Source organism: Thalassolituus pacificus (assembly GCF_025318105.1).
GTDB classification, from domain to species: domain Bacteria; phylum Pseudomonadota; class Gammaproteobacteria; order Pseudomonadales; family Oceanobacteraceae; genus Venatoribacter; species Venatoribacter pacificus.
Genome location: NZ_JAOANI010000020.1, coordinates 49,887 through 74,256, shown reverse-complemented (window position 1 = coordinate 74,256; position 24,370 = coordinate 49,887). Strand labels below are relative to the sequence as shown.

The window sequence follows — 24,370 nt, the reverse complement described above, 5'->3', positions numbered from 1 at the left end:
CACATGACTGAAGCAGGCAGTAATAAAGCAGACACCGGTTTTTCTCTCCGAATTCAGCAGCTGGGCAAAGTGGTGGATACCGGCGCCCAGCGGCTGACCATCTTGCAGGCTGTGAATATTGAGATCAAGTCGGGTGAGAGCGTGGCCATTGTCGGCGCTTCCGGGAGCGGTAAATCAACTCTGCTGGGGATTATGGCCGGGCTGGATTTACCGACCACGGGCAGTGTGGAGTTACTGGGTCATGAACTGGGAACGCTGGATGAAGATCAGCGTGCGGCAGTGCGCGCTGAAGGCGTGAGTTTTGTGTTCCAGAACTTCCAGCTGCTGCCAGGCCTGACGGCATTAGAAAACGTGATGCTGCCGCTGGAGATTCGCGGTGTGCGCAACGCCCGTGACGAAGCCCGGCAACTGCTGACTCAGGTGGGCCTGGGCGAACGACAACTGCATTACCCGACGCAACTGTCTGGCGGCGAACAGCAGCGGGTTGCTATTGCCCGCGCCTTTGCCGGTAAGCCAGCGATTCTGTTTGCTGATGAACCGACCGGTAATCTCGACAGCACAACCGGTGCGCAAATCGAAGACCTGTTGTTTGAGCTGAATCAGGCCGGTGGCACCACCCTGGTTCTGGTCACCCACGATGAACGTCTGGCGCAACGTTGCCAGCGCCGGGTGCACATGAACGCCGGTCGGCTGGAGGCGTTATGACGCTCTATCGCCAATGGCTGCTATCGCTGCGTCTGTTATTGCGCGAAGCGCGCAGTGGTGAGCTGACGTTAATTCTTGCGGCGCTGCTGATTGCCGTGACCTCTACCACCGCCATTGCGTTGTTCAGTGCCCGTCTTGATCTGGCCATGCAATCGCGTTCCAACGATTTACTCGGCGCCGATCTGCGCCTGCAATCGACCACGCCGATTGATTCTGCCTGGACGGAGCAGGCGCAGCAGCTGGGGCTGAAAACCAGCCAGACCCTGACCTTCCCTTCGGTGGTGTTGCATGGCGATGATATGTCGCTGGCGGCGATCAAAGCGGTGGATCAGGGCTATCCGCTGCGCGGTATTCTGCGCATCCGTGAGCAGGCCGACGACAACGCCGCCGTCTTCGCCGCAGCACAAGGCCCGGCGGCAGGTGAAGCCTGGGTTGAGCCGCGTTTGCTGGCATTGCTGAATGCGCAACTGGGTGATGAAGTTGAGCTGGGTACGACCCGGTTGCGCCTCAGTGCGGTGATTATTGAAGAAAGTGACCGTGGTGGAAATTTTTATAATCTGTCGCCGCGGCTGATGATGAACTGGGCCGATCTTGAAGCCAGCGGCTTAACCGCTGCCGGCAGCCGCCTGAAGTGGCGCTTGCTGTTACTCGGCGATGAGCAGGCACTGGCGCAGTTGCGTAACTTCCGCGATCTGGCGCCCAATCAGACATTTGAATCACTGGCCGACAGCAATCAGGCGATGGCCAACGCTCTCGATAAGGCGCGGCGTTATCTGGGCTTAGCCGCCATGCTGGCGGTGGTGCTGGCCAGTGTGGCGGTGGCGATCAGCGCCCAGCGCTATGCCAGTCGCCATTTTGATATCAGCGCGCTGATGCGTACCTTTGGTCTGGCGCGGGCACAGGTGTGGAATATCTACGCCTTACAGCTGTTGCAGCTGGGGCTGGTGGCGACGCTGGCCGGTCTGGCGCTGGCGGCCGGGCTGCAGGCGGGCTTGTTGGCGGTTCTGGGTGAACTGGTGCCGCAGCCGTTACCGGCTGCACCCTGGTCGGCCTGGCTGCTGGGTGCCAGCAGCGGTGTGCTGACCTTGCTCGGTTTTGCCTTGCCTTATCTGCTGCCGCTGGCGCGGGTGACGCCGCTGCGGGTGCTGCGCCGTGAGTTGCAGCCGGTGCCGTTATCGGGCTGGTTGATTACCTCGCTGGCGTTAATCGCTTTGACCCTGCTGCTGTTCCTGTTTACACACGATCTGCCGATGACGCTGGGCATGATGGGCGGTGGTAGTTTGCTGGTGGTGATTATGCTGCTGGTGCTGAATGGTCTGATTCTGCACTTGCGCCAGCGCCTGGCGCAGCACGATTTGCCGTTAATGTGGCGTTTTGCCTGGCAACATCTGAGCCGCAACAGCCGTCAGAGTGCCGGACAGATTCTCGCCTTTGCCCTGACCATGATGGTGATGCTGGTGATCGGCGCGCTGCGCAACGATCTGCTGGCTGACTGGCAGGCGAGCCTGCCGGACGATGCGCCCAATGTGTTCGCCATTAATATCCAGCCCTATGAAGTGGATGACTTCCGCCAGTCACTGCAGGACGCCGGGCTGGAAAGTCAGAAGCTGTACCCGATGGTGCCCGGCCGCCTGTTGCGCATTAATGATGTCAGTGTGCAGGAGCTGGCGGTGGCCGATGACCCGGCAATTAACCGCGATCTGGCGCTGACGTCGGATCAGCAACTACCGGCCTCTAATGTCATTGAAGAGGGCAGCTGGCAAAGGCTGCTGGATGAGAGTGGGCAGGTATCGCTGGAGCAGCGTCTGGCCGGACGGCTGGGTGTCGGGCTGGGTGACACACTGGCATTCAGTGCCGGTGGGGTGGAATTCAGCGCGGTGGTAAGCAGTATCCGCAGTGTTGACTGGGGTACCATGACGCCGAACTTTTACATGATGTTCTCCGCCGATGTACTGGCGCAGTTGCCGGCCAATTACCTCACCAGTTTTTATGTGCCACCGGCATCACAGGCGCAGCTGACGGCACTGATTCGTCAGTATCCGGGGATTACCCTGCTGGATATGCAGGTGGTGCTGGGCCAGGTGCAGGCGCTGCTCAGTCAGGTCAGTCTGGCGGTGGAGCTGATTCTGCTGTTTGTACTGGTGGCAGCGCTGCTGGTGATGCTGTCGTCGCTGGTGGCGGCGTTACCGGAGCGTCTGCGCGAAGGCGCGGTGTTGCGCACCTTAGGGGCCGGTACCGCGTTATTGCGTCGCGGCCATCTGGCGGAATTTGCTTTGCTCGGTTTTATTTCCTCGTTGCTGGCATTGCTCGGTGCCGAGGCGATCTGTTTTGGGCTGTACCGTGGCCTGCTGTCGCTGCCATACGATGGTCTGGGCTGGGTGTGGTTATGGCTGCCACCGCTGGCGGCGGTCATGCTGGCGCTGCCGGGCATGTGGCTGATGCGGCGTACCGTAACCGTGGCGCCACTGACCGTTTTACGTGAGCTGGTGGAGTGACAGGTGGGTGGACAGTAGTGTTATTATGTAACAATTTTGTTTTAGAGATCCTGTCATGATCCGTACCCACCTGATTACCGGTTTCCTCGGCGTTGGTAAAACAACGGCTATTCTGCACCTGCTGAAACAAAAGCCAGCTGATGAAAAGTGGGCGGTGCTGGTTAACGAGTTTGGCGAAGTCGGGGTCGACGGCGCCATCCTTGCCAGCCAGGGGGCGGTGGTGAAAGAAGTGCCCGGCGGCTGTTTGTGTTGTGTCTCCGGCCTGCCATTTCAGATTGGTCTGAATATGCTGATTGCGCGGGAAAAACCCGATGTGCTGCTGATTGAGCCAACCGGGCTGGGCCATCCGCGCAATATTCTGCAAACCCTGCGTAATGAACATTACCGCGATATTCTGCAACCGGGCGCCAGTCTGTGTGTGCTTGATCCGCGTCATCTCAGTGACCCGCGCTATCTGGATAATGACGTCTTTGCCGATCAGATTCAGCTCGCCGATGTGCTGGTGGCGAATAAAACGGATCTGGCAACAGACGCTGACCGCAACGCGTTTGAGCAATTACTGCAGCGCGCTGAGCCGGCGAAAACCGCCAGCGCCTGGGTAGTGAATGGTGAGATAGCGCTGGAATTATTAGCCGGTGGTACGCAATCGCAACGTCTGGCATTGCATCCCGATGCGCACGCGCATCAGCATGCCCGCGAGGATCTGGCACCGCAGAATGCGCTGGCAGAGGGTGAAGAGCTGCGCCTGCTGGAAAATCATGGCCAGGGTTATTACTCCGTTGGCTGGTTAATTAACGCAGGTTGGGTATTTTCGGCACGGGCTTTACGTGGCTGGCTGAACAGCCTCGATGTGCAACGCGCTAAAGGTATTATACTGACCGACGAAGGGTCGCTGGTGCTGAATATGCGCGATGGGGTATTAACCGAAATGCCAACGCGTATGCCGGATGAAAGCCGGCTGGAATTACTGCACACGCAGCCGTTAGAGTCTGCCGTGCTGCAACAGTCACTCCTGGCTTGCCGGGCAGAGTCATAAATTATTGATCAATAAAATCGCAGGCGTATGCAGTCTGTCGTCTGAATACGGAGAGTTGGTAGTGCGTCCTGTGCTTTTTCTATGTATGTCGATGATTGTTTTATTCAGCCCGCTGTTCAGTGCCAACAGTTATGCACTGACTCTGAATATTGCCGCCGAAGATGCCTGGCCACCATTTTCCGATGCGCAGGGTAATGGTTACTCCCGTGATCTGGCTCTGGCTGCTTTTGCGGTCAGCGGTGTCAGTCTGACGATTCAGGCCGTGCCTTATGCCCGTGCTTTAAATCTTACCCTGGCGGGAAAAGCCGATGGCTGTTGGAATGTCACTCGCCAGCCAAGCACCGAGGAACAGTATATTTTTGGCGAGCAGCCATTATTTACCGCCTCGGCTTCTTATTATTTTAAAACCGGAAAAGAAAAAAACTGGCAAACTCCGGCGGATATTCCGGACGGAACTGCGCTGGCGATCATGAACGGTTACGAATACGGTGCCGAGTTTGAAAAGCACCGTCACCGACTTAAACTGATTGAAGTCTCCAAACAGCAACAAATGATTGCCATGCTGATCAGTGAACGCGTGGCCGGTGCCATCTTCTTTGACCGGGTATTCGATTACACCATGGCTGGCAGTCATTACGACCGTTCGCTGATTCGCCGTGGTCAGCAAAATCACACCAGTGATATTTACATTGCCTTCAGTCGCCAGAAACCGGAGGCCGATAAATATGCCCAATTACTTGATGAGGGTCTGAAAATACTGAAAGCAAATGGTGAATATCAACGCATTATGGACAGCCACTACGATCGCTGGTCAGAATAACGGCGCTGTCATATAACGCACATAAATCTGTCAATAATCCGTATCTTATCTGCAACACTTATTCTCTTTAATGCCCTGCTGAATCATCCATTTTTTACAGCAGAGAAATACGATGAAACCGCTTCTTACACTGACGCTTCTGGGCTTAAGCCTGAGCAGTCTGGCCGACAGCAGCGCGCTGTTAATCAACGAAGTCGATTCCGACAATTCAGGCACCGATACCGCAGAATTTATTGAACTTTACGATGGTGGTATTGGTAATACGGCGCTTGATGGTCATGTTGTTGTGCTGTTTAACGGCTCGAGTGATCAGAGCTATCTGACGGTTGATCTCAGTGGCCACAGCACCAACGCTCAGGGCTATTTTGTCATTTGTGGTGATGCGGCCAATGTTGCCAACTGCGACCTGGATATTTCCCCCGACAGCAACCTGATTCAGAACGGTGCCGATGCGGTGGCGTTGTATCAGGCCGCGGCGGTCGATTTCCCGAATAATACTGCGGTAACCACCACGAACCTGATTGATGCTCTGGTGTATGACACTAATGATAACGATGATTCAGGTCTGTTGGTGTTGCTGAATGCCGGTCAACCGCAGATGAATGAAAACGAAGGCGGCGATAAAGACAACCAATCGCTGCAGCGCTGTGAAAATGGTGCCGGAGGTGCCCGTAACAGCGCCGGTTTTATTACCGCAACACCGACTCCCGGTGCTGCATCTGCCTGTAATGTGGTGGTTGAACCTGTGCTGGGTAACTGCGGCGAAAGCAGTCAGGCAGAATTCCGTTTAATCAGTGCGGTGCAGGGCAATATTACTGATGTCAGCGCTGATGCCAGTCCGCTGTTGGGTGAAACGGTGATCGTCGAAGGTATCGTCACGCTGGATAAGCAGGGCGGTTTGCTGGCGAACGGCGACAGCTCTTATGAATACAGCGGCTTCTGGCTGCAGGAAGAAGACAGTGATGCCGATAACGATGCCATGACCTCTGAAGGTATTTTTATTTATGACTATAAAAATACCGTGAACAGCGGAGACAAAGTCCGGCTAATGGCAAAGGTTGCTGAATACCAGCAGGTAACGCAGCTGAAAAATGTGCAGGATCTGGTGATCTGTTCTTCCGTTAATGCCTTGCCGGCCGCGGTCCCAGTTACTTTACCGGTGACTAATCTGAATAAACTGGAAGCGCTGGAAGGCATGCGCATCAGCAGCTCGCAGAACCTGGTTGTCAGCGACCTGTTTGGTACCGGTTATGGTTTCGGTAATTACGGCCAGTTTGTTGTGTCATCGGCACTGCATTTCCAGAGTACCGAAATTGCTGCACCACAATCAGCAGAAGCTCAGGCGGTTATCGCTGCGCGCGCACTGGATGTGTTATTAATCGATGATGGTGTGTCGGCGGCGTATCCGGCATTTATTCCGTTTCCGGACGACAGTGGTTTCAGCGCGCTGAATCCTGTGCGTATCGGTGACAGCGTCAGCACCTTCGATGGTGTTATGCATGCTTATAAAAATAATTACACCGTAATTCCTTCTGCACTGAGCATCGACCCTACACATCCGCGTACGGCCGCACCCACGATTGCTGCCGATGCCAATCTGGTGATCGTTGGTATGAATGTTCTCAATTACTTTAATGGTGATGGTCAGGGTGGCGGTTTCCCAACCAGCCGTGGTGCTAAAACCTATGATGCATTCACCATGCAGAGCGATAAAATTGTCGCGGCGTTAACCGCTATGAATGCCGATATTATCGGTCTTATGGAAATCGAGAACGACGGTTTCGGTGAGTACAGCGCTATTCAGACACTGGTTAATGAACTGAATAAACAGCAGACGGCAGGTAATGAATACAGCCTGATTAATCCGGGTGTCAGCAGCATTGGCAGCGATGCGATTACCGTAGGTTTGATTTACCGCGCCGGAAAAGTAACCGCCGTAGGTACCACCGCGATTCTCGACAGCAGCAATTCAGCCAAAGATGAAAATGATCGGCCATTATTTCTTGATACTAAAAACCGTCCGGCATTAATTCAGTCGTTCAGTATGAATGATGAAATCTTCACGGTTGCTGTTAATCACCTGAAATCCAAAGGCTCTGCCTGTAATGAAGACAATGAAGGCGCCGATGGTCAGGGCAACTGTAATCAGACCCGCAACCGCGCCGCGCAGGCATTAGTCCAGTATCTGGCAACCCAGCCTACCGGTGTCAGCAGCAATGCCCAGCTGGTGTTGGGTGATCTGAATGCTTACAGCAAAGAAGATCCGATTAATACGATTCTGGATGCCGGTTTCAGCAATCTGAAATACAGCGAAAAATCGACAGAAACTCAGCCTTATTCTTATTCCTTTGGTGGTTTTCTTGGCAGCCTGGACCATGCTCTGGCGACCGCAGATTTTTATGCCCATGTGGTCAGTGTTGATGCCTGGCATATCAACTCGGTAGAAGACAGTCTGATGGATTATGAGACTGAAGCAACGGGTCAGGATTACGACTCCATTGATAATTACGCCAATGCTGATGCTTACCGCTCATCCGACCATGATCCGATTGTGGTTGCCCTGCGTATTGATGAGAAAACGCCAGAGCCTCAGCCAGAACCCGAGCCTCAGCCAGAACCTGCACCGGAAAATCCGGATAACGGCTCAGATAACGGAAACAATAATAATAACGACGATAACAACGGTGGCCCATTGCACCCGTTGAGTTTGCTGGTGCTGGCATTGACTGCCGCATTGCGTCGTCGTGCCTGAGGGCGAAAACGGATAAACATAAGCAACACGGACGTGATAAAAAATCAGCCCCGCCAGTGAACACTGGCGGGGCTTTTTTAATGTGACCGATTAAAACTCTTGTGTTGCCTGAAGCTGTCGCTCCAGAGTTTCCAGTGAGCGTAATAAATCACCGGAAACACTGGTCAGCAGTGTGGCTTTCAACTGTATTTCTGCGGCTTTTTTACTATCGCCTTTGCCTGTCGGGTCCAGAATACGTTGCCAGAGCGATGGTTTTTCACTGCGCTTCAGCAGGCTGAATAAGTCGAGGCAAACCTGATGCAGTTGTTTGTGTGGGATTTCTATTGCGCGGAATTCCGGCAGGGTACGTAAGGCCTGGCCAGCACCATAATACCAACGCCCGAACTGACATTCGTCATGTTCCAGCGGCAGCTGGCCCTCTTCGATATCGTGGCCGGAGAGCAGTGCCTGAGCGTAGGCGCGCCAGCGCAGGTGTGCGGTTTTGGCGCGGCCAATCTGCTGCAGAAATTTTTCTCTGTCGGTATGGCTGATATTAATATTGGCAATAAAGGGCATAAGCATCAGGCACAATAATGGATAACTTCAGCCTAGCAATAAATGGCAAAAGTGCCGTATGCCTGCTTTAAAGCGCTAACCTTGGACACCTCTGAATACGTCAGTGCCCGCTTCGGCTTACTGAAAACGTTCACATTATTCAGCGGTGCCCTCGAGTAAGTGCATCCTTGCTTACCCTCAGTCCATTTCGGTACGAGCAATCCGGTGCTCGTTTTAATCATCAGCTCAGGTAACGATTGGCGAGCGTAAATTCATGCACAATCAGATTCAGATGCGTGCAGCGTTCCGGTTTCGTGCGGTACAAATGCTGCAGCGCAAAAAAAGGTTGGTACAGATAATCCAGACACTGACGCCGCCAATGGTTGCTGGCATCGGTGTTAAACGTTGCATCACGCAAGGTGTTATACATACGCGTCAGCCAGCTTTCCTGTAACGGTTGCAGATGGCGCTCACCGGCGCGGCAGGCCAGTTCCAGCCCCAAATCCAGATATTCATTCAGCCATTCCGGGTGCAGCTCGCAACCCTGGTGCGAGCGTATCTGCAGCTCCAGCTGTGCGAGTCGTTGCTGCTCATGCATTGGCACCAGGCTGCCGCCTTGCGTGGCCGGAGCCGAACGAAACTGCCGTGGACGGATAACCCGCCCGCCAGCTGCGGGCTGCGCAGAACAGAAAGCAGATTCGCAGTATGAATGAGGCATGGCGGACTCCTTGGTAAGTGCAGGCAAATTAATCTAATGATAATAATTATCATTTGCAAGCTTTTCATGGAATCTTGATTTGTCGCAGGCATGGCCGTCAACGGCATCCATAGGCTGGCTGTCATCATTCCGCTATAATCCGCGCCGCGCTGGCCTCCACCCTTGTTCATTGCCGCCAGCGTGCCGATGGGGAGTATGCTGAGTGGCTGCAACACAGGTTCTGATCGTTTTTAATCCGGTTTCCGGCTCCGGTAATCGCCGCATTGTTGAAGCTGTACAGCAGGCGCTGAGCAACCGTGGTTGTGATGTCAGTCTGTATCCGACTCAGAGTGCCGGTGATGCAACCCGTTATCTGGCAGCGTATGAAGGCCAGCTCGATGTTGTGGCGGTGGCCGGTGGCGATGGCACGATCAATGAAGTTGTGAACGGTCTGCGTGAGCGCGACAATCAAAGCTACCGCCTGGCTTTAATTCCGACCGGAACCGTGAATGTTCTGGCGGCTGAACTGGGCATTGGCAAAACACCGGAAGGCATCGCCGATATTATTCTGCAGGGACGCGAAAAGCCGATTTATCTGGGATCAGTAAATGAACGCCGCTTTGTTTTAATGGCAGGAATCGGTTACGACGCCTGGGTGGTGGATAACGTCGATCTGGCGTTAAAAAAGAAAGTCGGCAAGCTGGCGTATGTATTGTCGATGCTTAAACAGCTGCGCCACTTCGGTAAAAAAACCTATCAGCTGACGGTGGATGGCGAACGCTATCAGGCCAATTCTGTGGTGATTACCAATGGCCGTTATTATGCTGGATCTTTTGTCCTGTCGCGTCAGGCGGATTTAAGCAAGCCTACCACGCAGGTATTGATGATATCCGGCAACAGCCCGCTGAAATTTATCGGCATTTTGCTGGGGCTGCCCTTGGGGATTATGGAAAAAATGCCGGGCATGAAATCTGTTGCTGCCCGTCATGTGCAGATTGAATTACTGAATGCCGGTACCGAACGCGAGCCGGTGCAGGCCGATGGTGATTCGCTGGCCGAATTGCCGCTGAATCTGCAGATGGAAGGCAGTCCGGTACGCCTGCTGGTGCCTTAGCGCCCGTTTTATCCCTTTATTCAGGCAACAGGCGACGGTTACATGTAACCCTCAAACTGTTACTCTTCACGATAACGGATGAAGGATAACAAGGAGGGTTATATGCGCATAACGCTGTCGTTACTGCTGTTTTCATTATGGGTCGCCAGCGCGCAGGCTCAGGTTTATAAATGGACCGACGATAAAGGTCAGGTGCATTTCAGCGACAAGCCTCCGGCAACCAGTCAAACGCCTGCTAAAGTCGAAACCGTTAATCCCGGAGCTCAGAAGCGTAACAGTCATTTGTCGACTGCTCCTGATAGCGCAGCTGCGCAGTTTGTTTCTTCATCCTCTTCTGATGCCATTCAGTTCGTTGTTTCTTTACGCCAGATGCTGGCCGAAAAAAATTACACCAGCCTGAACCTGCGTCTTCAGGCTCTGAGCCGTTTGCGTGAAAAAGATATTCGCAGTGAGCGCAGCGAAGTTGCCGCCTATGCTGCTTTCCGGGTAATCCGTGAAAATTATCTCCAGCAACTGAACGATTGGGTGAGCAGCAGCCCGGTTAATGTGCAACCCTATATGGCAAGGGCAAATTATTATTACGCGATGGCCTGGGCCAGTCGTGGCGGCAACGTCAGCTCCGAAACCAGTGATCAGCAAATTCAGGGTATGGAGTCTTATGCAAAACTGGCCCGTGCTGATTTGCAGCGGGTTATCCAGCGTAAGGCCGATATGTTGCCGGCCTATGCGTTATTAATCTGGACAGAAAAACTATTAGGAAATGACGAGGGAAGTCAGCAGGCTTTTTCACAGGGAGTAGATTTACAGCCTGCCAGCTATACGCTTTACCGTAATTTTATTATTACTCAGGCTCCTCACTGGGGTGGTTCCTATGACAGCATGAAGGCCGTTGCGGAAGCCGCAAACTCCGGGGTCAGCAGTAACCCTCTGCTGGCACAAATTCCCGGATTTATTCTGCAGGAAGCAGGCAAAGATTCACGCATCGCGAATCATTATAATGATTCTCTGCAATATTATGATGCCGCGCTGCAGCTGGGTGATAACGATGAAGCGTTCTATGGCAAAGGCCGGACACTGTATGACAAAAAAGAATACGCAGCGGCTTCAAAGGCGCATCAGCGGGCAATCACCCTGTATCCTTATGAAAGCAGCTATTATCAGCAACTGGCCTGGAGTGAGTATAAGCGCGAAGAATACAGTGCAGCGGGTAAAGCAATACGTCAGGCCTGTCAGTTGAATCCTGAGAACGAAAAATATCAGAGTTTGCGTAAAGATATTGCATTGAGCCTGGCGCAAAAAACTTACCAGCAGCGCTCGGAGATGTTGCCCGGAGCGCAGGTTGCGGCTTATCAGCAGGCGCTGCAGTTAGCCCCGGATAATGATGAAGTGTATTACTACCGCGCACTTTATTATGCTCATCAGGGAGACTGGAGCAATGCTGAAGTTGATCTTAAAAAAGCCATCGAGCTGGATCCCGAAGATTTCGACAATTATTACCGGCTGGATTATGCCCTTATCCGGAAAAACAAAGACTTTGCGCAAATAGCCAGATACTGGCTGCAGTATCTTGAATTAAAACCGAATGACAGTAAGGCCCTGCTGGAGATTGCCGGAACTTATTATCATATGAAAGACAAAGAAAAAATGCGCTTTTATGCCCAGAAATCTGCCGATCTGGGCAATATTGAAGCGCAAAAGTATCTGCAGTGAATCAGATATTTACAGGCGTTTTAAACCCAGTCGAAGGGCTTTTCTTCATCGCGGATTAACTTAATCCAGCCTGGTTCATCACTTTGAGCCGATTCCTGCCAGCCACTGTCAGAGCAGCGTACTTCGCTGCTCAGTGCGGCGTGGGCGGCACGGCCACAGTCGAGGTCGGTTGCCCAGGGGGTCAGGTTCTGTTTAAACCACAGGCTGGCAAAGTTTTTCTCGGCATTTTCATTCAGGAAAATGTCCATACTGCTGCCATCTATCTGTGCTTGCCAGTGGTGGCTTCCGGCGTTTTCTTTCAGGGTTTGCAGTGGCTGTTGCAGTGCATCCTGCAGCCATTGACGTACAGCCACTGGCTCAGCTTTCATGATGTAAATTTCAATATCGGGGAAGTGTTCAGTCATTTTTCCGGGTCAACCTTATGATGCGCAGAATGCTCAGCGCAATATAACCGAGAGCGGCGCTCAGAGCACCCATTGCCGCGAGGATCAGACCTGCCAGGCTGACAATTTCCTGCGCCAAAGAAGGTAACAGGTATTTCTGCGCCATCAATATAATGCCCAGTCCGGCGAAAAAAGCCGCAGCACCGAATACGAATAAACGCAGGTTTTCCCGATCCTGTTCAGCCCTTTTTTGCAGCCATTGCAGCAGTGCTGTGGCCTTCTTGCTTGCCATACATCATCCCCACCTTCTGTCCGACGGGCAGAGCATAGCAAAAGCCAGACCCTGGTGTGAGCTGGCATTACTTTGCAAAGGCGTTGTTGCGAATAAGTATCATTTGTGTTTATTATCTAAAAGATAATGATTCTCAACTGAGGTTTGTATGGCGCGCTGTCTGGTCCCCGGAGCAACAACAGGAGCAACAACAGGGTCAACAACAGGAGCAGAAACAAGAACGGATTACGGCCGCCTGTCGCTGCCGCAGTTTGCACTCTGTGGCTGCCTGTACCTGTTGTTTCCTGCCGCTTATGCCGCCGGAACGTCCTCCACTGCGGTGTTTAATCTCAGCGATGTGGTGGTGTCCGGCAGCCGCAGCGAACGGCCGCTGGCCGATACGCCGGTGCGTACCCAGATTCTCGATCAGGCCACCATTCAGCGTCTGCACAGTCGTGACCTGCGCGATGCGCTGCGCATTATGCCCGGTGTGCAACTGCGTGAGATCCACGGCAAAAGCGGTGAAGAGGTCTATCTGCAGGGCTTTAATGGTGACCGCGTACTCATTCTGGTCGACGGTCTGCCGGTATCGGCCAGTACGGGGTCAACGGTGGATACCTCGCAGCTGGCGATGCTGGATATCGAACATATTGAAATCGTGCCCGGCGCGGCTTCGGCCTTGTATGGCAGTGCGGCCATGGGCGGCGTTATTAATGTGATTACCCGTAAACACCAGAATTCAGATCAGCGCTTAAGTGGCCATGCCTCACTGGATTCAGGCAGTTACGGTTCGCGTCAGCTGGATGAAAGTAAGGTATCCGGTGAGCAGCATCTGAATGCCAGTGTGACTCAGATATTGGGACAGAGTGAGCTGCGCCTGGGTATTGATCAGCGTTATTCCTCCGGTTACGACCTCAATCCGGACAGCTGGAGCAGCGATGGTTTCAGCGGCTCGAAAACGAATCTCAGCGCCATGCTGGCACGGAATTTTGCTGACAGTCAGTGGCGATTAAATACCGAACGTTTTGAGGAAGACAGCGAAACCCGTCGTGCCGGAACCAGCGGCAGCGATGGTATTAAGCGCGAATTATTACAGCGTAACCGTCTGGCGCTGCAGGGCGAATGGCAGAGCCGTATTGGTCAGTGGCAGCTGCAGGCTTTGCATGAACAACAAGATGACCAGTCGGACCAGCTGAATAACGACAGCGATATCCCGGCCGGTAATCTGTGGCGTGACACCCAATACCAGCAGCAGAAAGCCGCTTTGCAATGGCAGTACAGCCTGGACTCAGCATTAGGCTATGGCGCAGAAATGGTAGCCGGAGTTGAAGGTTTCCGTGAATCCATGGAGCAGGATAAAAATGAAATTAAACTCACCGATGAAGGTCTTGGGGAAAATGATCAGGTCAGCCAGCGGCCAGACGGTACCTATTATGTCAGCACCAATGAAGTACCCTATGCGCAGCGTAACAGCCGCGAATTTTTCACCCAGCTGATTATTCCTCTGGGTATTAATGGCGATGTTTCCACCGGAGGTCGCTGGCAGAACGATAGTGACTTTGGAAAATTTTTCTCACCAACAATCAGTGTCAGACAAAATTTCCAGTGGCATGACCTGCAATTTCAATGGCGGCAATCCGCCGGTCTGGGTTATCGCGTACCGAATTTAAAAAACCGCTATTTTATTTTTGACCACAGCGTCAACGGCTACAAAGTTCTGGGCAGCGAAGACTTAACCCCGGAAAAATCCCGCAGTTTACAGATGTCATTTTCCCTGACCGATAACGAACATTTTCATGCCGAACTGGCGCTGTTTAATAACCGCATTCAGGATTTAATCGAGGCGCAGGACTCAGGTGAAAGCGAAGACGGTGGTCGTGTGGCGATTTATCGCTACACCAATTTTGCTAATGCCCTGACCCGTGGTTATGACCTGAGCCTGCAATGGCAATTACTGCCGGGGCTGCAGCAGCGTCTGTCATTCGGTTATCTCGATGCCCGCGATCTGGATCTGGATACGCCGCTGATTAACCGTGCCCGTCATCACGCTAAAGCTCTGTGGTTGTGGGATATCAGCCATCGTTTGCAATTAACCCTGAGCGGAGAATATCAGGGTGAGCACATCAGCAGTATCAGTGAGGCAGACAGCGGCAGCAGCCAGCTGAATGTCAGCCCGGCGTACAGCCGCTGGGATATTAAAGGCAGCTGGCTTTTAACCCCCCGCACCAGTGTCTACGGCGGTGTGAATAATCTGTTCGATACCGTACGTGACAGTGCCGATGCCTACGATCGTCGTCCGGTGTTTGGCCGCATGCCTTATGCCGGCCTCTCTTATCAGTTTTAACCATCCCTAACCAAGGAAAAGAAGATGAAATCATCAGGATTAATATCATTTAAACGCCTTATGCTGCCACTGGCGACGGGCAGCGCTTTATTAATGAGCGGTTGTGGCGGTGACGATAATGACAGCAGCAATGACACTGCGGATAACGAAAAATTTTCCAGCCTGAAAATTAACGCCGCCAGTTATACCGACTGGCAGTACGTTAATCTGAGTAGTGGCGAACTGGTAACTTTAACCACTGAGCAGGCTGCCACTTCAACCGACTGGCATATTGCTTTGCGCCGTACCGAAGTAAAAATTAACGGCGGCGTTTCCGGCAACGGTAATGGTAAAGGTGCCCTCGCAGCGACTCCCGATGGTTTTTACGATGCAGAAGGTAATGCCGTTGCTTCGGTATTCACCAATGCCGATGCGGACATTCAGGCTCAGGCATTAAGCGCGGAATATAATCTGGCGGACCTGACGTTTAAAGCCGACCGCTATGTTCCGGCGATTCAGGATTGGTATATCTATAACCCGACCACCCATCAGATCAGCGCCAACAGCGCTAATGGCTGGTTATTGCGCCACGCCGATGGCACTACCTACAGCAAGTTTGTTCTTGATACGGTGAGCTACAGCGAAATTACGGTGCGTTATGAAACTCAGGCAACGGATACCACGCAGTTTGCCGGTGGTGAAAAAACACTGACCGCCGCTGTTGCAGACGGCAGCACAGAACTCTGTCTGGATTTTGATGCTCAGGCTGCGGCAGATTGCGGCGGTGCCGACTGGGATCTGCGTTATGAAATAAACCTTGCCGCACGGGCAATTAATTTATGGAGTAACGGTGGTGTTTATGGTGATGGTAATGGCGCCGCCTTTGGTGCCATCGCCGCTACTGAACTGGCGGGCTATACCAGTGCCACCATGGTCGACAGTACCAGTATTGCTGCTCATTACAGTGCTGATTCTGCCAGCAGTATTTTCAGCGATTCCAGCTGGTACGCTTACAACCTGAGTGGCTCCCATAAACTCTGGCCAAATTTCCGTACTTATATCGTCGATGCTGACAGCAATACTGAGAACAGCGACAAGTTCGCTGTACAGATCAGTAACTACTACAGCCTGGGCGGCTCAGGCAGCCCTGAAATCCGCTTTAAGAAAATCACCCAGTAAACTCTGCCGGAGACAAATTATGACAACAGCAACTATTCATTCGGTATCGGCCAGCAGTACAGCTGCGGATATTGTTCAGTTCTTTTCTGATCTTGCCCGGCGCTGGCAGGAGCTGCGTGAAAAAAACGAAAAGCTGCGTATACGTAATGCCGCCGAACAACTGGGTGTCAGTGAAGCTGAATTGCTGGCTACCCGTGTCGGTAATGGTGTAACGCGCCTGAATAATGATTTTAAAAAACTGTTCACCGAGGTGGAGGGCTTAGACAGCGTCATGGCGCTGACCCGTAACGACGCCATGGTGCACGAAAAAACCGGCCAATATAAAGACCTGAGTATTCACGGCAATATGGGACTGGCGCTGGGCGTGATTGATCTGCGTATTTTCTTTAACCGTTTTGTTTATGGCTTTGCGGTACAGGAAGGTGCAGGAGAAAATATGCGCAATAGCCTGCAGTTCTTTAATGCTCAGGGCGAAGCCGTGCATAAAATTTATGCCAACAGCAATACCGATATGCAGGCCTTCCGTAATCTGGTGGAGCATTATCGTGCCGCCGAGCAAAGCGCATTTATCGTTCTGGATAATCACCAGCCGGACGCTGCTCAGGCGGAAGATAGCCAGGCGGCAGATAACCAGGCGAAAGACAGCAACCCATTATTGCAGTCACCAGAAGCACTTAATGTTCAGCAACTGCGTAAAGACTGGAGCGAACTGAAAGATGTGCATCATTTTCAGGCGATGCTGAAAAAACATCAGCTGGAACGCATTCCGGCCTACCGGGCTATCGGTGCCGACTACGCCCAGCAGCTGGATAAGCAGGCCTTTGAAGATGCACTGCTGCAGGCCGCGGCCAGCGAGCTGCCGATTATGGTGTTTGTCGGCAGTGAAGGCATGGTGCAGATTCACACCGGCCCGGTTAAAACACTGCTGCGTACCGGCCCCTGGTTTAATGTACTCGACCCGGATTTTAATCTGCACGCCAACACTCAACTATTGGATCAGGTCTGGCTGGTGCGTAAACCCACAACGGATGGCGTTGTCAGTGCTCTGGAAATGTTTGATGCCGAAGGCCGGCAGGTGGCTCTGTTATTTGGTGAACGCAAACCCGGAAAACCAGAGCTTGAAGGCTGGCGCGAATTATTAAATAAATTGCTGGCAAAGCATGCACTGGCTGTTAAGTCTGACGTAGATGCTGTTCAGTCCGCGACTGACGGAGAATAACGATGTGTTATTTTATTCAACTCCGCAGAATCGCGGTATTTACCGCAGGGCTGTTCTCGTTTGCCTTGTTCAGTTCTGCAGTGCTTTCTGCCGAGCGGGTGGTCAGTATTGATGGCTCGCTGACCGAAATTATTTACGCACTTCAGGCGGAAAACTCGTTGGTTGCAGTCGATACCACCAGTCGTTATCCGCAAGCGGCGACAAAGCTGCCGGATGTCGGCTATATGCGGCAGTTATCGGCGGAAGGCATTTTGGCATTGTCGCCAACACTGGTGCTGGCCAGCACCGATGCCGGACCGGACAGCGTGTTTGAGCAGTTGCAGCAGGCGGGTGTGCGTGTTGTGCGTATCCGTAATGATTACTCCGTCGACGGCGTACTGAATAAAATACAGGCTGTAGCTGACGCACTTAATAAACCGGAGGCAGGACGCGCACTGGCGGGCAATATTAAACAGCAGGCCGATGCAGCACTGGCCAGTATTCCTGCCGATGCCGCACCGCCGGCGACGTTATTTATTCTCGGTGCCGGTAATCGCGGGTTAATGGCTGCAGGCAGTAAAACCCAGGCCGATGCCATGCTGGCACTGTTAAATGCGCGCAACGTTATGGCTTATAACGGCTATAAACCCGTCAGTGCGGAAGCGGTGTTACAGGCCGGGCCAGAGGTTGTATTAATTGCCAATACTGAAGCCGTGGCGAATAACTCGCAGACGCAGAGTGCCGCATTAAGCACGCAGTTGGCGATGACACCGGCCTTCAGCCAGCAGCGTATTCATACGCTGGATACTTCACTGGTATTGGGTTTTGGTCCGCGTATTGGCAGCGCTTTAGAGCAATTGGCGGCGTTACTGTATCCGTCCGCCGTACAGACATTATCTTCTGCGGAGCAACCCTGATGCCCGGCGCGGTAATACGTTTGCAAGGGCCGCGCCTGGCGCTGTTGCAGTTTGCTGCAGTGCGTCAGGTGCTGTTATTTTTTGCGGCGGCCGGGCTGTTGATGCTACTGATTTTATTGTCGCTGCGTACCGGCCCGGTCGAACTGAATAATACCCAGGTACTGCAGTCATTATGGAATGCCATCACCTTTGCCGATATTCAGGGACAGAGTGATTGGGTAGTGCGTGAATTACGCCTGCCGCGTACTCTTTTAGCGGTGCTGGTTGGTGCTGGCCTGGCCGCCGCCGGTGCCGTTACACAAGGGGTTTTCCGTAATCCACTGGCCGACCCCGGATTAATTGGTGTCGCCAGTGGCGCGGCGCTGGCGGCGGTTGCGGTGATTGTTTTAAAAGATTCACTGCTGGCTTTCTGGGTCGCGATTATGGGGCCGCTGGCGTTGCCGATTGCCGCCTTTCTCGGTGGCTTAGCCGTTACTCTGGTGATCTATCGTTTAGGTACCCGCAACGGTCAGACGCAGGTAGCGACGCTGCTATTGGCGGGTGTGGCCATTAACGTATTAACCGGTGCATTAACCGGCATTCTTACCTATATGGCCGACGATCAGGCGTTGCGCTCCATGACCTTCTGGTCAATGGGCAGCCTGGCTCATGGCCGCTGGCCGGAAATTGCGGCTCTCAGTGTTTGTATTATTTTGCCCTTATGTTTTCTGCCGCGCTTTGCCCGCTTATTAAATGCGTTATTGCTGGGCGAAGCGGTAGCAACCCACCTTGGTTATCGCGTGCAGCAGGCCAAGCTTTGGTTAATTACCGCAGCGGCTTTAATGGTCGGTGCCGGTGTCGCGGTGGCCGGTATGATTGGTTTTATTGGTTTGGTGGTGCCGCATTTATTGCGCCTGTTAATTGGGCCAGACCACCGCGCGTTATTACCGGCCTCTGTCTTACTGGGGGCATCGTTGTTATTGATTGCCGATATGATCGCGCGCACCTGGCTGTCACCGGCTGATTTACCGGTGGGCCTGGTCATGGCAGTGATTGGCGGGCCGGTATTTTTGAGCCTGCTGTTGCAACAGGTAAAACACAGTCGTGGGTAAGCCACTGGCAGATACTAGGGCCTGTCGACACTAATTGAATAGATCCTGCTGAGAGCCAGTTTTTATCAGAACAAGGAGAGAGGCGTGATATTGTCAGGAACATCCATGTTCCTGACCCTACGGGCTTCGCGCCCATCTGCTCCGGGCAGATGGGTAGCGGGCTAAATGAATGACGAACGACGAAGTTAATGAGGAAAACTGGCCTCAGCCCGAAGGGTTATGGCTAAAAATCCCTCATCCTGCGTTGCTGTTCGTTCGCTTAACCCGTTAGGCCACACTCTCAGCGCCTTGTTTGAGATATTTTTAGCTAATAACAGGCCTGTTTAATTAGTGTCGACAGGCCCTAGCAGGCACAAACAGGAGTCCCTATGCTGAATGTTAAACACCTTAGTGTCCGTATTGGTGGTGGCTTTAATCGTCCCGGAAAAAATCTGCTGACCAATATTAATCTGCATCTGGGACACGGCGAAAAATTAGCCGTGCTGGGCGCTAACGGGGCGGGTAAATCCACGCTGTTAAAATGCCTTTGCGGTGAACTCAGTGATTATCAGGGCGATATTATTCTGGATCATTTATCGCTTAAATTCTGGCAGGGTGCAGAGCGCGCGCGGCAGATGGCGGTGATGCCGCAAAAAGTTGAATTGGCCTTTCCATTCCGCGTTGATCAGGTCGTGGCACTGGGTCGAGCGCCCCACGGTGATGAAAATCAAAGCACCGCATTGCAACGCGCAGCCATGCAGTGTGCCGATGTCTGGCATCTGCGCCAGCGCAGTTACTCCGGTTTATCCGGTGGTGAGCAGCAGCGGGTGCAGTTAGCGCGGGTGCTGGCGCAGATCTGGCTGGCAGAACGTAATGAGCAGGGGCAGGAGCTGCCACGTTATTTATTGCTCGACGAATGCACCTCGGCTCTCGATCCTGCGCATCAGCACAGCATTATGCAGCGCGTCGGTGAGTTTGCCGGACGCGGCGTGGCCGTGTTGGCGGTGATGCACGACATCAGCCTGGCGGCTTCCTGGGCTGACCGGGTGTTGATACTGCGCCATGGCGAAGTGCTGGCCTGTGGCGGGGTAGAGCTGCTGGCTGATGCGCAATTGCTGGCGACTGCTTATGCATTGGAGGCTCCGTTAGCGCAGCGTTATGCCCAGCAAAATCTCGGCTGGATGCAGGCCTGATACAGACCGTTCGCCAGCGGCGGCTAAAGTCGGGGTGACCTTTTATCCGCTTTCTGATAAAAAACTTAACTGCATAAATACAATAAACTGAAGTTGAGGTTTTGATGAGCAGTATCTGGTTTGCCACCCCCGACATCGCGGATATGAACCGCCAGATGGAAAATACCGCCTGCAGCAATTTAGGTATCGTAATCACCGAAGCCGGTGACGATTATGTCGTGGGTACTATGCCCGCCGATGAGCGTACCTTTCAGCCGGTTGGGCTGGTGCATGGCGGCGCAAATGTTTTGTTTGCCGAAACGCTGGGCAGCATGGCGGCGAATCTGTGTCTGGATAACAGTAAAGAATATGCGGTGGGGCAGGAGATTAATGCCAACCATCTGCGTGGTGTGCGCTCCGGTGAGTTAACCGGTATCGCTAAACTGGTGCATAAAGGCCGCAGCTCTCAGGTGTGGGAAATCCGCATTAATAATGCTGAAGGTAAGCTGAGCTGTATTTCACGCCTGACCATGGCGGTGGTTGCTGCGCAGTAAGCAGGTCATTGCAGAGCGATACAGGTTATCGTATCGCGCTGCTTCTTTGCCGGATCAGAGTGTTATTGTGCTTCTGGCTGCCACTCTTCTGCGGCTTGAATCCGCTCTAACGTATCCGGGTGTGAACTCAGGTACTCCATCACATCGCGCGCACGTTCTCCGTCGTTCTGCTCATCACCTTCATTGCTGTGATTATGTAAGTGCTCTTCGCTGACACCATGGGACGTCATTAATGCCCGCATCGCATTGGCAAAATCGAGTGGTGAATGGCCGATTTTATGCAACTGGGTGTAGGCGAAAGCATCGGCTTCGCGTTCCATATCGCGTGAAAACGCACTCTGCAATAAACTGCTGCCAACCCCGAGAATCATTTCACCGGCACCGTCGATATCGCCGAACATCATGGCAAACATCATCGTGGTTGCCGTGGCCTGAGCCAGCATTTTTAAACTGTGTTTATGTTCAACATGGCCGATTTCGTGCAGGAGCACGGCATTGAGTTGTTCCGGATGATCCTGCATTAATTCAACAATATCGTCGGTCAGGATGACGCTGCCATCGGGCAGAGCAAGAGCATTGGCACCGATGCTGCTGGCACGGAAATATAAGCGGTATTTTTCCTGCGGCAGTGTCAGACGCTGCAATATGCTATGCCATTCGTCGGTGATTTTTTCCTGCTGCGCGCGGCTGACCTGAGTGGGTTCCATGTAAAGGCGATCAAGCAGATCGAGGGTTTGCTCGCCCAGTTCGGTCGCCACAAACTCCGGTAAATACTGCACACTGGCACCAGCGGCACTGGGAATAACTTTGTATACCATTAACCAAACAAAGCCGGGCACTAAAATAACGGCAGCCAGCACCGTCAGCCAATGAGCTTCAAGCCAGGCGGGTAAGCGCTGTGCTGTGGAGAGTCCGGGCCAGCGGTAAGAGGCATCGTTGGGAATAAAACGCGCACCATCGGCAAAGATTAATTCTGCGGGCAGGCCGGGAATAATGTCGCCATAGCGCATATCCTGCGCATTGCTGTAATGCAGTGGGCGTTGGTCGTTGGCGGCGATAATCTGCACGCTGCCATTATCATTAATACGGGCAACGGCCGGGTGTGCTTCTGCACGACCGGCTATCTGGAAGGTGCCCGCAATGGGTAAACTATCGGTTGCCATGCGGGCTTCTCCTTTTCAGTTTGCTGATCAGGTCAGTGACAAATCAGCATCAAACAGACCGGCGGCTTCTTCGCCAAAGGCCGAGTATTTATCATCAACAGTATTCACCAGATGATCGGCAGCTGGCTGCAGATTAACCAGCGTGGCTTCTGCCAGAAACGCATTTTTACGGATTTGGGTTACCGGATAAGCCAGACCCAGAGTAAAAATCAGCAGCAGCGAGTTAGACAGCATCAGCCAGATGTACGGCTTCACTTCTACGCTGGAATTAAATGACGCGACGCCATCGATGCTCAGGTTGTTCATCACATGGTTGCGGATCATGCTCTGATAAACCGCAGCAACAACGTAACCGAAGATAAAATAGCTGGCGATAATAATCACCATGCCGCCCAGTGCAGCAGGGTTGCCAGCGCTGATCGCGGTGATCACGCCGCTACCAAAAATGCCCAGACCAATAAAATACAGAATAGCCAGACCAATACACACCAGAATGGCTTTGTAGTAGTAGCCAGCCGACGAGTTCAGGGTGAAGTTATGGCCACCGAAGCTGACAGAGTCGTGAATATATTTCTGCAGACGCTGAATCACCCACGGCATAGCCAGACCAAAGGTCAGAGCGCCGAGTGCAGGTAAAACAATAAAATGCAGCAGCACGCCGCCGTAGTTGGCATCAAAGGAAAAACGCACATTGCGGTAAGCGGTCATACGCAGAGTAAAACGCAGCCCCTGAATTAACAGCCAGGGTAATGCGACCAGTAACAGCAGCATTAATACCAGGTTGGCAATCGGATGCAGGCTGGAAATAATCACGTACAAACCAAAAACAATCACCGCCATAATACGGCCGCGCAGAATTTGCAGAGGGGTTGCCAGGAACTGTAAACGGTGGCCTTCAATCTGAGTGTGGCCATACAGGTATTGAGTGTTACGCACTTTGGCCCAGGCACTGTAGATGCCCAGTGTGAGAATGCTGAGCAGCATATTCACCAGCCAGATTTTCAGATACTCGCCTTTTTTACCGGAAAAAATAACCGGCAGAGTGCGGGTTTCGCCAGCATTGCTGTTGGCGGGGGAAACAGATGGATTCATCTGGATACGTCCTTGTTAAATTGGGCCGCAATTTATAACGAAATCAACGAGGCGCTGCAATGCCGCCAGGCCCTGATCTGGTATCTGTATAAAGGTTTTTTGTAACAGTTCACACATATTGCTTATTCAGAAGCTTTTAAGGCCTGTTGATTGAATGTCAGCAGGCCGCAGAGGATTGCGTGCTATGACAGCGGATACATCAGTGCCTGACGAATCAGATTGCGTTTGGACAAATTATAACCAGTGATTTTAGCCATCCAATCTTCCGGCCCGAGCATTTTGACCACAATCTCATCGGCATTCATGCCCTGTTGCTGCAGCTGTTGCGCCTGTTCACACATCCGGTAAAGATTATCGCGTTTTTCCTGCAGCGCGGTTTTACCGTCTTCAACAATGCCCCGGTGTGGACAAAACAGCGTGGTAAAGTCGAGCGCCAGCAGTTTATCCAGGCTGTTGATCAGATCCCCCAGATGCTCATCAATGCGCAGATATTTCAGCGATTTGGAAATATACATATCGCCGCTGAATAAATATTTTTGCTGCGGCATAAACAGGCAGGTTAAATCTTTGGCGTGGCCTGGAGTGTGTACCGGCACCACCGGACTGCCGTCTGTGAGGGTCAGGTTATCGTGCAATGCCTGGGTCGCCACCGGACGCGGACTGCCCCAGATTACTTTCTGTAATAATGGGGTGCGATAACCGCGTGCCAGTTTTTCCTGCCCCTGAACCGGTGCATGGGGCAGCACGCCGGTCAGCTTGCTGATACGGCGGGCGTTACCGCTGTGGTCTTCATGATGGTGGGTAATCAACAACTGGCGCAGCGGCGTGTGTTGCTGGCTGCGCTCCAGTACCTGCTTTACTTCGCGCCATTGATTGGACGGGCCGGTATCAATCAGCGTGTCGCCCATGCGATAAACAATAAAGGTGGTATTAATGCCCAGATTAAAACGACCAACACGGGTGCCGAGGACGGAATGCTCACCATTGTCGAAACGGTATTCTTTGCGTATGGGCATTATATGCTCCGTTATTGATTTTGGGTTGCAGTATGGATTTAAAACCGACCGGGGTTAATAGCCTTATGGCGCAGTCTTTATGGCAAAAATGCCAGCCTCTGCCCGCTTGCGGTTGATGCCGGATGTTCGCTTCTGCAGGAGCTGGCCTTCAACAGGCGCTTCCTTCAAC

Annotated in this window: 21 protein-coding genes; 14 read left to right on the top strand and 7 right to left on the bottom strand. The window is 52.8% G+C overall.

Annotated elements, in window-relative coordinates:
- Positions 1 to 3 precede the first annotated feature (3 nt).
- The 5 genes from NYR02_RS13340 to NYR02_RS13320 all read left to right on the top strand — a co-directional run bounded on the left by NYR02_RS13340 (position 4) and on the right by NYR02_RS13320 (position 7,808).
- Positions 4 to 705: an ABC transporter ATP-binding protein gene (locus tag NYR02_RS13340; protein WP_260976860.1), complete on the top strand. Its 702-nt coding sequence runs from the start codon at positions 4 to 6 to the stop codon at positions 703 to 705.
- Entirely contained in the window at positions 702 to 3,200 is a 2,499-nt protein-coding gene (locus NYR02_RS13335; RefSeq protein WP_260976859.1) for an ABC transporter permease, read from the top strand. Before NYR02_RS13340 ends, NYR02_RS13335 begins: the two co-directional genes overlap by 4 nt.
- Before the next feature lie 55 nt (positions 3,201 to 3,255).
- The gene (locus NYR02_RS13330; protein ID WP_260976858.1) at positions 3,256 to 4,236 is read left to right on the top strand and encodes a CobW family GTP-binding protein; all 981 of its coding nucleotides are present in this window, start codon (positions 3,256 to 3,258) and stop codon (positions 4,234 to 4,236) included.
- Between the two features lie 85 nt (positions 4,237 to 4,321).
- On the top strand, positions 4,322 to 5,056 hold the full coding sequence (locus tag NYR02_RS13325) for a substrate-binding periplasmic protein (RefSeq protein ID WP_260976857.1): 735 nt from the start codon (positions 4,322 to 4,324) through the stop codon (positions 5,054 to 5,056).
- 112 nt (positions 5,057 to 5,168) lie between these two features.
- Positions 5,169 to 7,808: an ExeM/NucH family extracellular endonuclease gene (locus tag NYR02_RS13320; protein ID WP_260976856.1), complete on the top strand. Its 2,640-nt coding sequence runs from the start codon at positions 5,169 to 5,171 to the stop codon at positions 7,806 to 7,808.
- 90 nt (positions 7,809 to 7,898) lie between these two features.
- Here NYR02_RS13320 and NYR02_RS13315 read toward each other — a convergent pair whose 3' ends face one another.
- Entirely contained in the window at positions 7,899 to 8,369 is a 471-nt protein-coding gene (locus tag NYR02_RS13315; RefSeq protein WP_260976855.1) for a CZB domain-containing protein, read from the bottom strand.
- 214 nt (positions 8,370 to 8,583) lie between these two features.
- Entirely contained in the window at positions 8,584 to 9,060 is a 477-nt protein-coding gene (locus NYR02_RS13310; protein WP_260976854.1) for a hypothetical protein, read from the bottom strand.
- 202 nt (positions 9,061 to 9,262) lie between these two features.
- On the opposite strand from NYR02_RS13310, the gene NYR02_RS13305 reads away from it, so the two are divergent.
- Together NYR02_RS13305 and NYR02_RS13300 are read left to right on the top strand one after the other, a co-directional pair.
- The gene (locus NYR02_RS13305; protein ID WP_260976853.1) at positions 9,263 to 10,153 is read left to right on the top strand and encodes a diacylglycerol/lipid kinase family protein; all 891 of its coding nucleotides are present in this window, start codon (positions 9,263 to 9,265) and stop codon (positions 10,151 to 10,153) included.
- A 102-nt stretch (positions 10,154 to 10,255) separates the two neighbouring features.
- Positions 10,256 to 11,863, top strand: a complete 1,608-nt coding sequence (locus tag NYR02_RS13300; protein WP_260976852.1) for a DUF4124 domain-containing protein — start codon at positions 10,256 to 10,258, stop codon at positions 11,861 to 11,863.
- 20 nt (positions 11,864 to 11,883) lie between these two features.
- On the opposite strand, the gene NYR02_RS13295 is transcribed toward NYR02_RS13300, so the two are convergent.
- On the bottom strand, positions 11,884 to 12,267 hold the full coding sequence (locus NYR02_RS13295) for a hypothetical protein (protein ID WP_260976851.1): 384 nt from the start codon (positions 12,265 to 12,267) through the stop codon (positions 11,884 to 11,886).
- Positions 12,260 to 12,538, bottom strand: a complete 279-nt coding sequence (locus NYR02_RS13290) for a hypothetical protein (RefSeq protein WP_260976850.1) — start codon at positions 12,536 to 12,538, stop codon at positions 12,260 to 12,262. The genes NYR02_RS13295 and NYR02_RS13290 overlap by 8 nt, the downstream gene beginning before the upstream one ends.
- Positions 12,539 to 12,686: 148 nt before the next feature.
- Between NYR02_RS13290 and NYR02_RS13285 the strand changes: the two genes are divergently transcribed.
- The 7 genes from NYR02_RS13285 to NYR02_RS13255 all read left to right on the top strand — a co-directional run bounded on the left by NYR02_RS13285 (position 12,687) and on the right by NYR02_RS13255 (position 20,930).
- Positions 12,687 to 14,861, top strand: a complete 2,175-nt coding sequence (locus tag NYR02_RS13285; RefSeq protein WP_260976849.1) for a TonB-dependent receptor plug domain-containing protein — start codon at positions 12,687 to 12,689, stop codon at positions 14,859 to 14,861.
- A 24-nt stretch (positions 14,862 to 14,885) separates the two neighbouring features.
- Positions 14,886 to 16,019 carry an HmuY family protein gene (locus NYR02_RS13280; RefSeq protein WP_260976848.1) on the top strand — a complete coding sequence of 378 codons (1,134 nt, stop codon included), beginning with the start codon at positions 14,886 to 14,888 and terminating at the stop codon, positions 16,017 to 16,019.
- A gap of 19 nt (positions 16,020 to 16,038) precedes the next feature.
- Positions 16,039 to 17,238, top strand: coding sequence for a hemin-degrading factor (locus NYR02_RS13275; protein WP_260976847.1), 1,200 nt, complete (start codon positions 16,039 to 16,041; stop codon positions 17,236 to 17,238).
- 2 nt (positions 17,239 to 17,240) lie between these two features.
- On the top strand, positions 17,241 to 18,134 hold the full coding sequence (locus tag NYR02_RS13270; RefSeq protein WP_260976846.1) for a heme/hemin ABC transporter substrate-binding protein: 894 nt from the start codon (positions 17,241 to 17,243) through the stop codon (positions 18,132 to 18,134).
- Positions 18,135 to 18,154: 20 nt separating this feature from the next.
- Positions 18,155 to 19,225: a FecCD family ABC transporter permease gene (locus tag NYR02_RS13265; RefSeq protein WP_260976845.1), complete on the top strand. Its 1,071-nt coding sequence runs from the start codon at positions 18,155 to 18,157 to the stop codon at positions 19,223 to 19,225.
- Positions 19,226 to 19,593: 368 nt separating this feature from the next.
- Complete coding sequence (locus NYR02_RS13260; protein ID WP_260976844.1) at positions 19,594 to 20,397, top strand: heme ABC transporter ATP-binding protein; 804 nt, start codon at positions 19,594 to 19,596, stop codon at positions 20,395 to 20,397.
- Between the two features lie 104 nt (positions 20,398 to 20,501).
- Complete coding sequence (locus NYR02_RS13255; RefSeq protein WP_260976843.1) at positions 20,502 to 20,930, top strand: hotdog fold thioesterase; 429 nt, start codon at positions 20,502 to 20,504, stop codon at positions 20,928 to 20,930.
- Between the two features lie 62 nt (positions 20,931 to 20,992).
- Here the strand turns inward: NYR02_RS13255 and NYR02_RS13250 are convergent, their stop codons facing one another.
- From NYR02_RS13250 to NYR02_RS13240, 3 genes are all read right to left on the bottom strand, one after another.
- A complete protein-coding gene (locus NYR02_RS13250; RefSeq protein WP_260976842.1) occupies positions 20,993 to 22,093 on the bottom strand; it encodes a M48 family metallopeptidase in 1,101 nt (366 codons plus the stop codon).
- A 27-nt stretch (positions 22,094 to 22,120) separates the two neighbouring features.
- A complete protein-coding gene (locus NYR02_RS13245; RefSeq protein ID WP_260976841.1) occupies positions 22,121 to 23,185 on the bottom strand; it encodes a YjgN family protein in 1,065 nt (354 codons plus the stop codon).
- A 182-nt stretch (positions 23,186 to 23,367) separates the two neighbouring features.
- Entirely contained in the window at positions 23,368 to 24,201 is an 834-nt protein-coding gene (locus NYR02_RS13240; protein WP_260976840.1) for an MBL fold metallo-hydrolase, read from the bottom strand.
- Positions 24,202 to 24,370 lie beyond the last annotated feature (169 nt).

What these genes read in the sequence shown, in the direction of transcription:
- NYR02_RS13310 (WP_260976854.1), bottom strand. Translation starts at nt 9,060, where the DNA reads ATGCCTCATTCATACTGCGAATCTGCTTTCTGTTCTGCGCAGCCCGCA.
- NYR02_RS13240 (WP_260976840.1), bottom strand. Translation starts at nt 24,201, where the DNA reads ATGCCCATACGCAAAGAATACCGTTTCGACAATGGTGAGCATTCCGTC.
- NYR02_RS13335 (WP_260976859.1), top strand. Translation starts at nt 702, where the DNA reads ATGACGCTCTATCGCCAATGGCTGCTATCGCTGCGTCTGTTATTGCGC.
- NYR02_RS13280 (WP_260976848.1), top strand. Translation starts at nt 14,886, where the DNA reads ATGAAATCATCAGGATTAATATCATTTAAACGCCTTATGCTGCCACTG.
- NYR02_RS13325 (WP_260976857.1), top strand. Translation starts at nt 4,322, where the DNA reads ATGTCGATGATTGTTTTATTCAGCCCGCTGTTCAGTGCCAACAGTTAT.
- NYR02_RS13315 (WP_260976855.1), bottom strand. Translation starts at nt 8,369, where the DNA reads ATGCTTATGCCCTTTATTGCCAATATTAATATCAGCCATACCGACAGA.
- NYR02_RS13290 (WP_260976850.1), bottom strand. Translation starts at nt 12,538, where the DNA reads ATGGCAAGCAAGAAGGCCACAGCACTGCTGCAATGGCTGCAAAAAAGG.
- NYR02_RS13260 (WP_260976844.1), top strand. Translation starts at nt 19,594, where the DNA reads ATGCTGAATGTTAAACACCTTAGTGTCCGTATTGGTGGTGGCTTTAAT.
- NYR02_RS13320 (WP_260976856.1), top strand. Translation starts at nt 5,169, where the DNA reads ATGAAACCGCTTCTTACACTGACGCTTCTGGGCTTAAGCCTGAGCAGT.
- NYR02_RS13250 (WP_260976842.1), bottom strand. Translation starts at nt 22,093, where the DNA reads ATGGCAACCGATAGTTTACCCATTGCGGGCACCTTCCAGATAGCCGGT.
- NYR02_RS13255 (WP_260976843.1), top strand. Translation starts at nt 20,502, where the DNA reads ATGAGCAGTATCTGGTTTGCCACCCCCGACATCGCGGATATGAACCGC.
- NYR02_RS13300 (WP_260976852.1), top strand. Translation starts at nt 10,256, where the DNA reads ATGCGCATAACGCTGTCGTTACTGCTGTTTTCATTATGGGTCGCCAGC.
- NYR02_RS13340 (WP_260976860.1), top strand. Translation starts at nt 4, where the DNA reads ATGACTGAAGCAGGCAGTAATAAAGCAGACACCGGTTTTTCTCTCCGA.
- NYR02_RS13285 (WP_260976849.1), top strand. Translation starts at nt 12,687, where the DNA reads ATGGCGCGCTGTCTGGTCCCCGGAGCAACAACAGGAGCAACAACAGGG.
- NYR02_RS13275 (WP_260976847.1), top strand. Translation starts at nt 16,039, where the DNA reads ATGACAACAGCAACTATTCATTCGGTATCGGCCAGCAGTACAGCTGCG.
- NYR02_RS13295 (WP_260976851.1), bottom strand. Translation starts at nt 12,267, where the DNA reads ATGACTGAACACTTCCCCGATATTGAAATTTACATCATGAAAGCTGAG.
- NYR02_RS13330 (WP_260976858.1), top strand. Translation starts at nt 3,256, where the DNA reads ATGATCCGTACCCACCTGATTACCGGTTTCCTCGGCGTTGGTAAAACA.
- NYR02_RS13270 (WP_260976846.1), top strand. Translation starts at nt 17,241, where the DNA reads ATGTGTTATTTTATTCAACTCCGCAGAATCGCGGTATTTACCGCAGGG.
- NYR02_RS13245 (WP_260976841.1), bottom strand. Translation starts at nt 23,185, where the DNA reads ATGAATCCATCTGTTTCCCCCGCCAACAGCAATGCTGGCGAAACCCGC.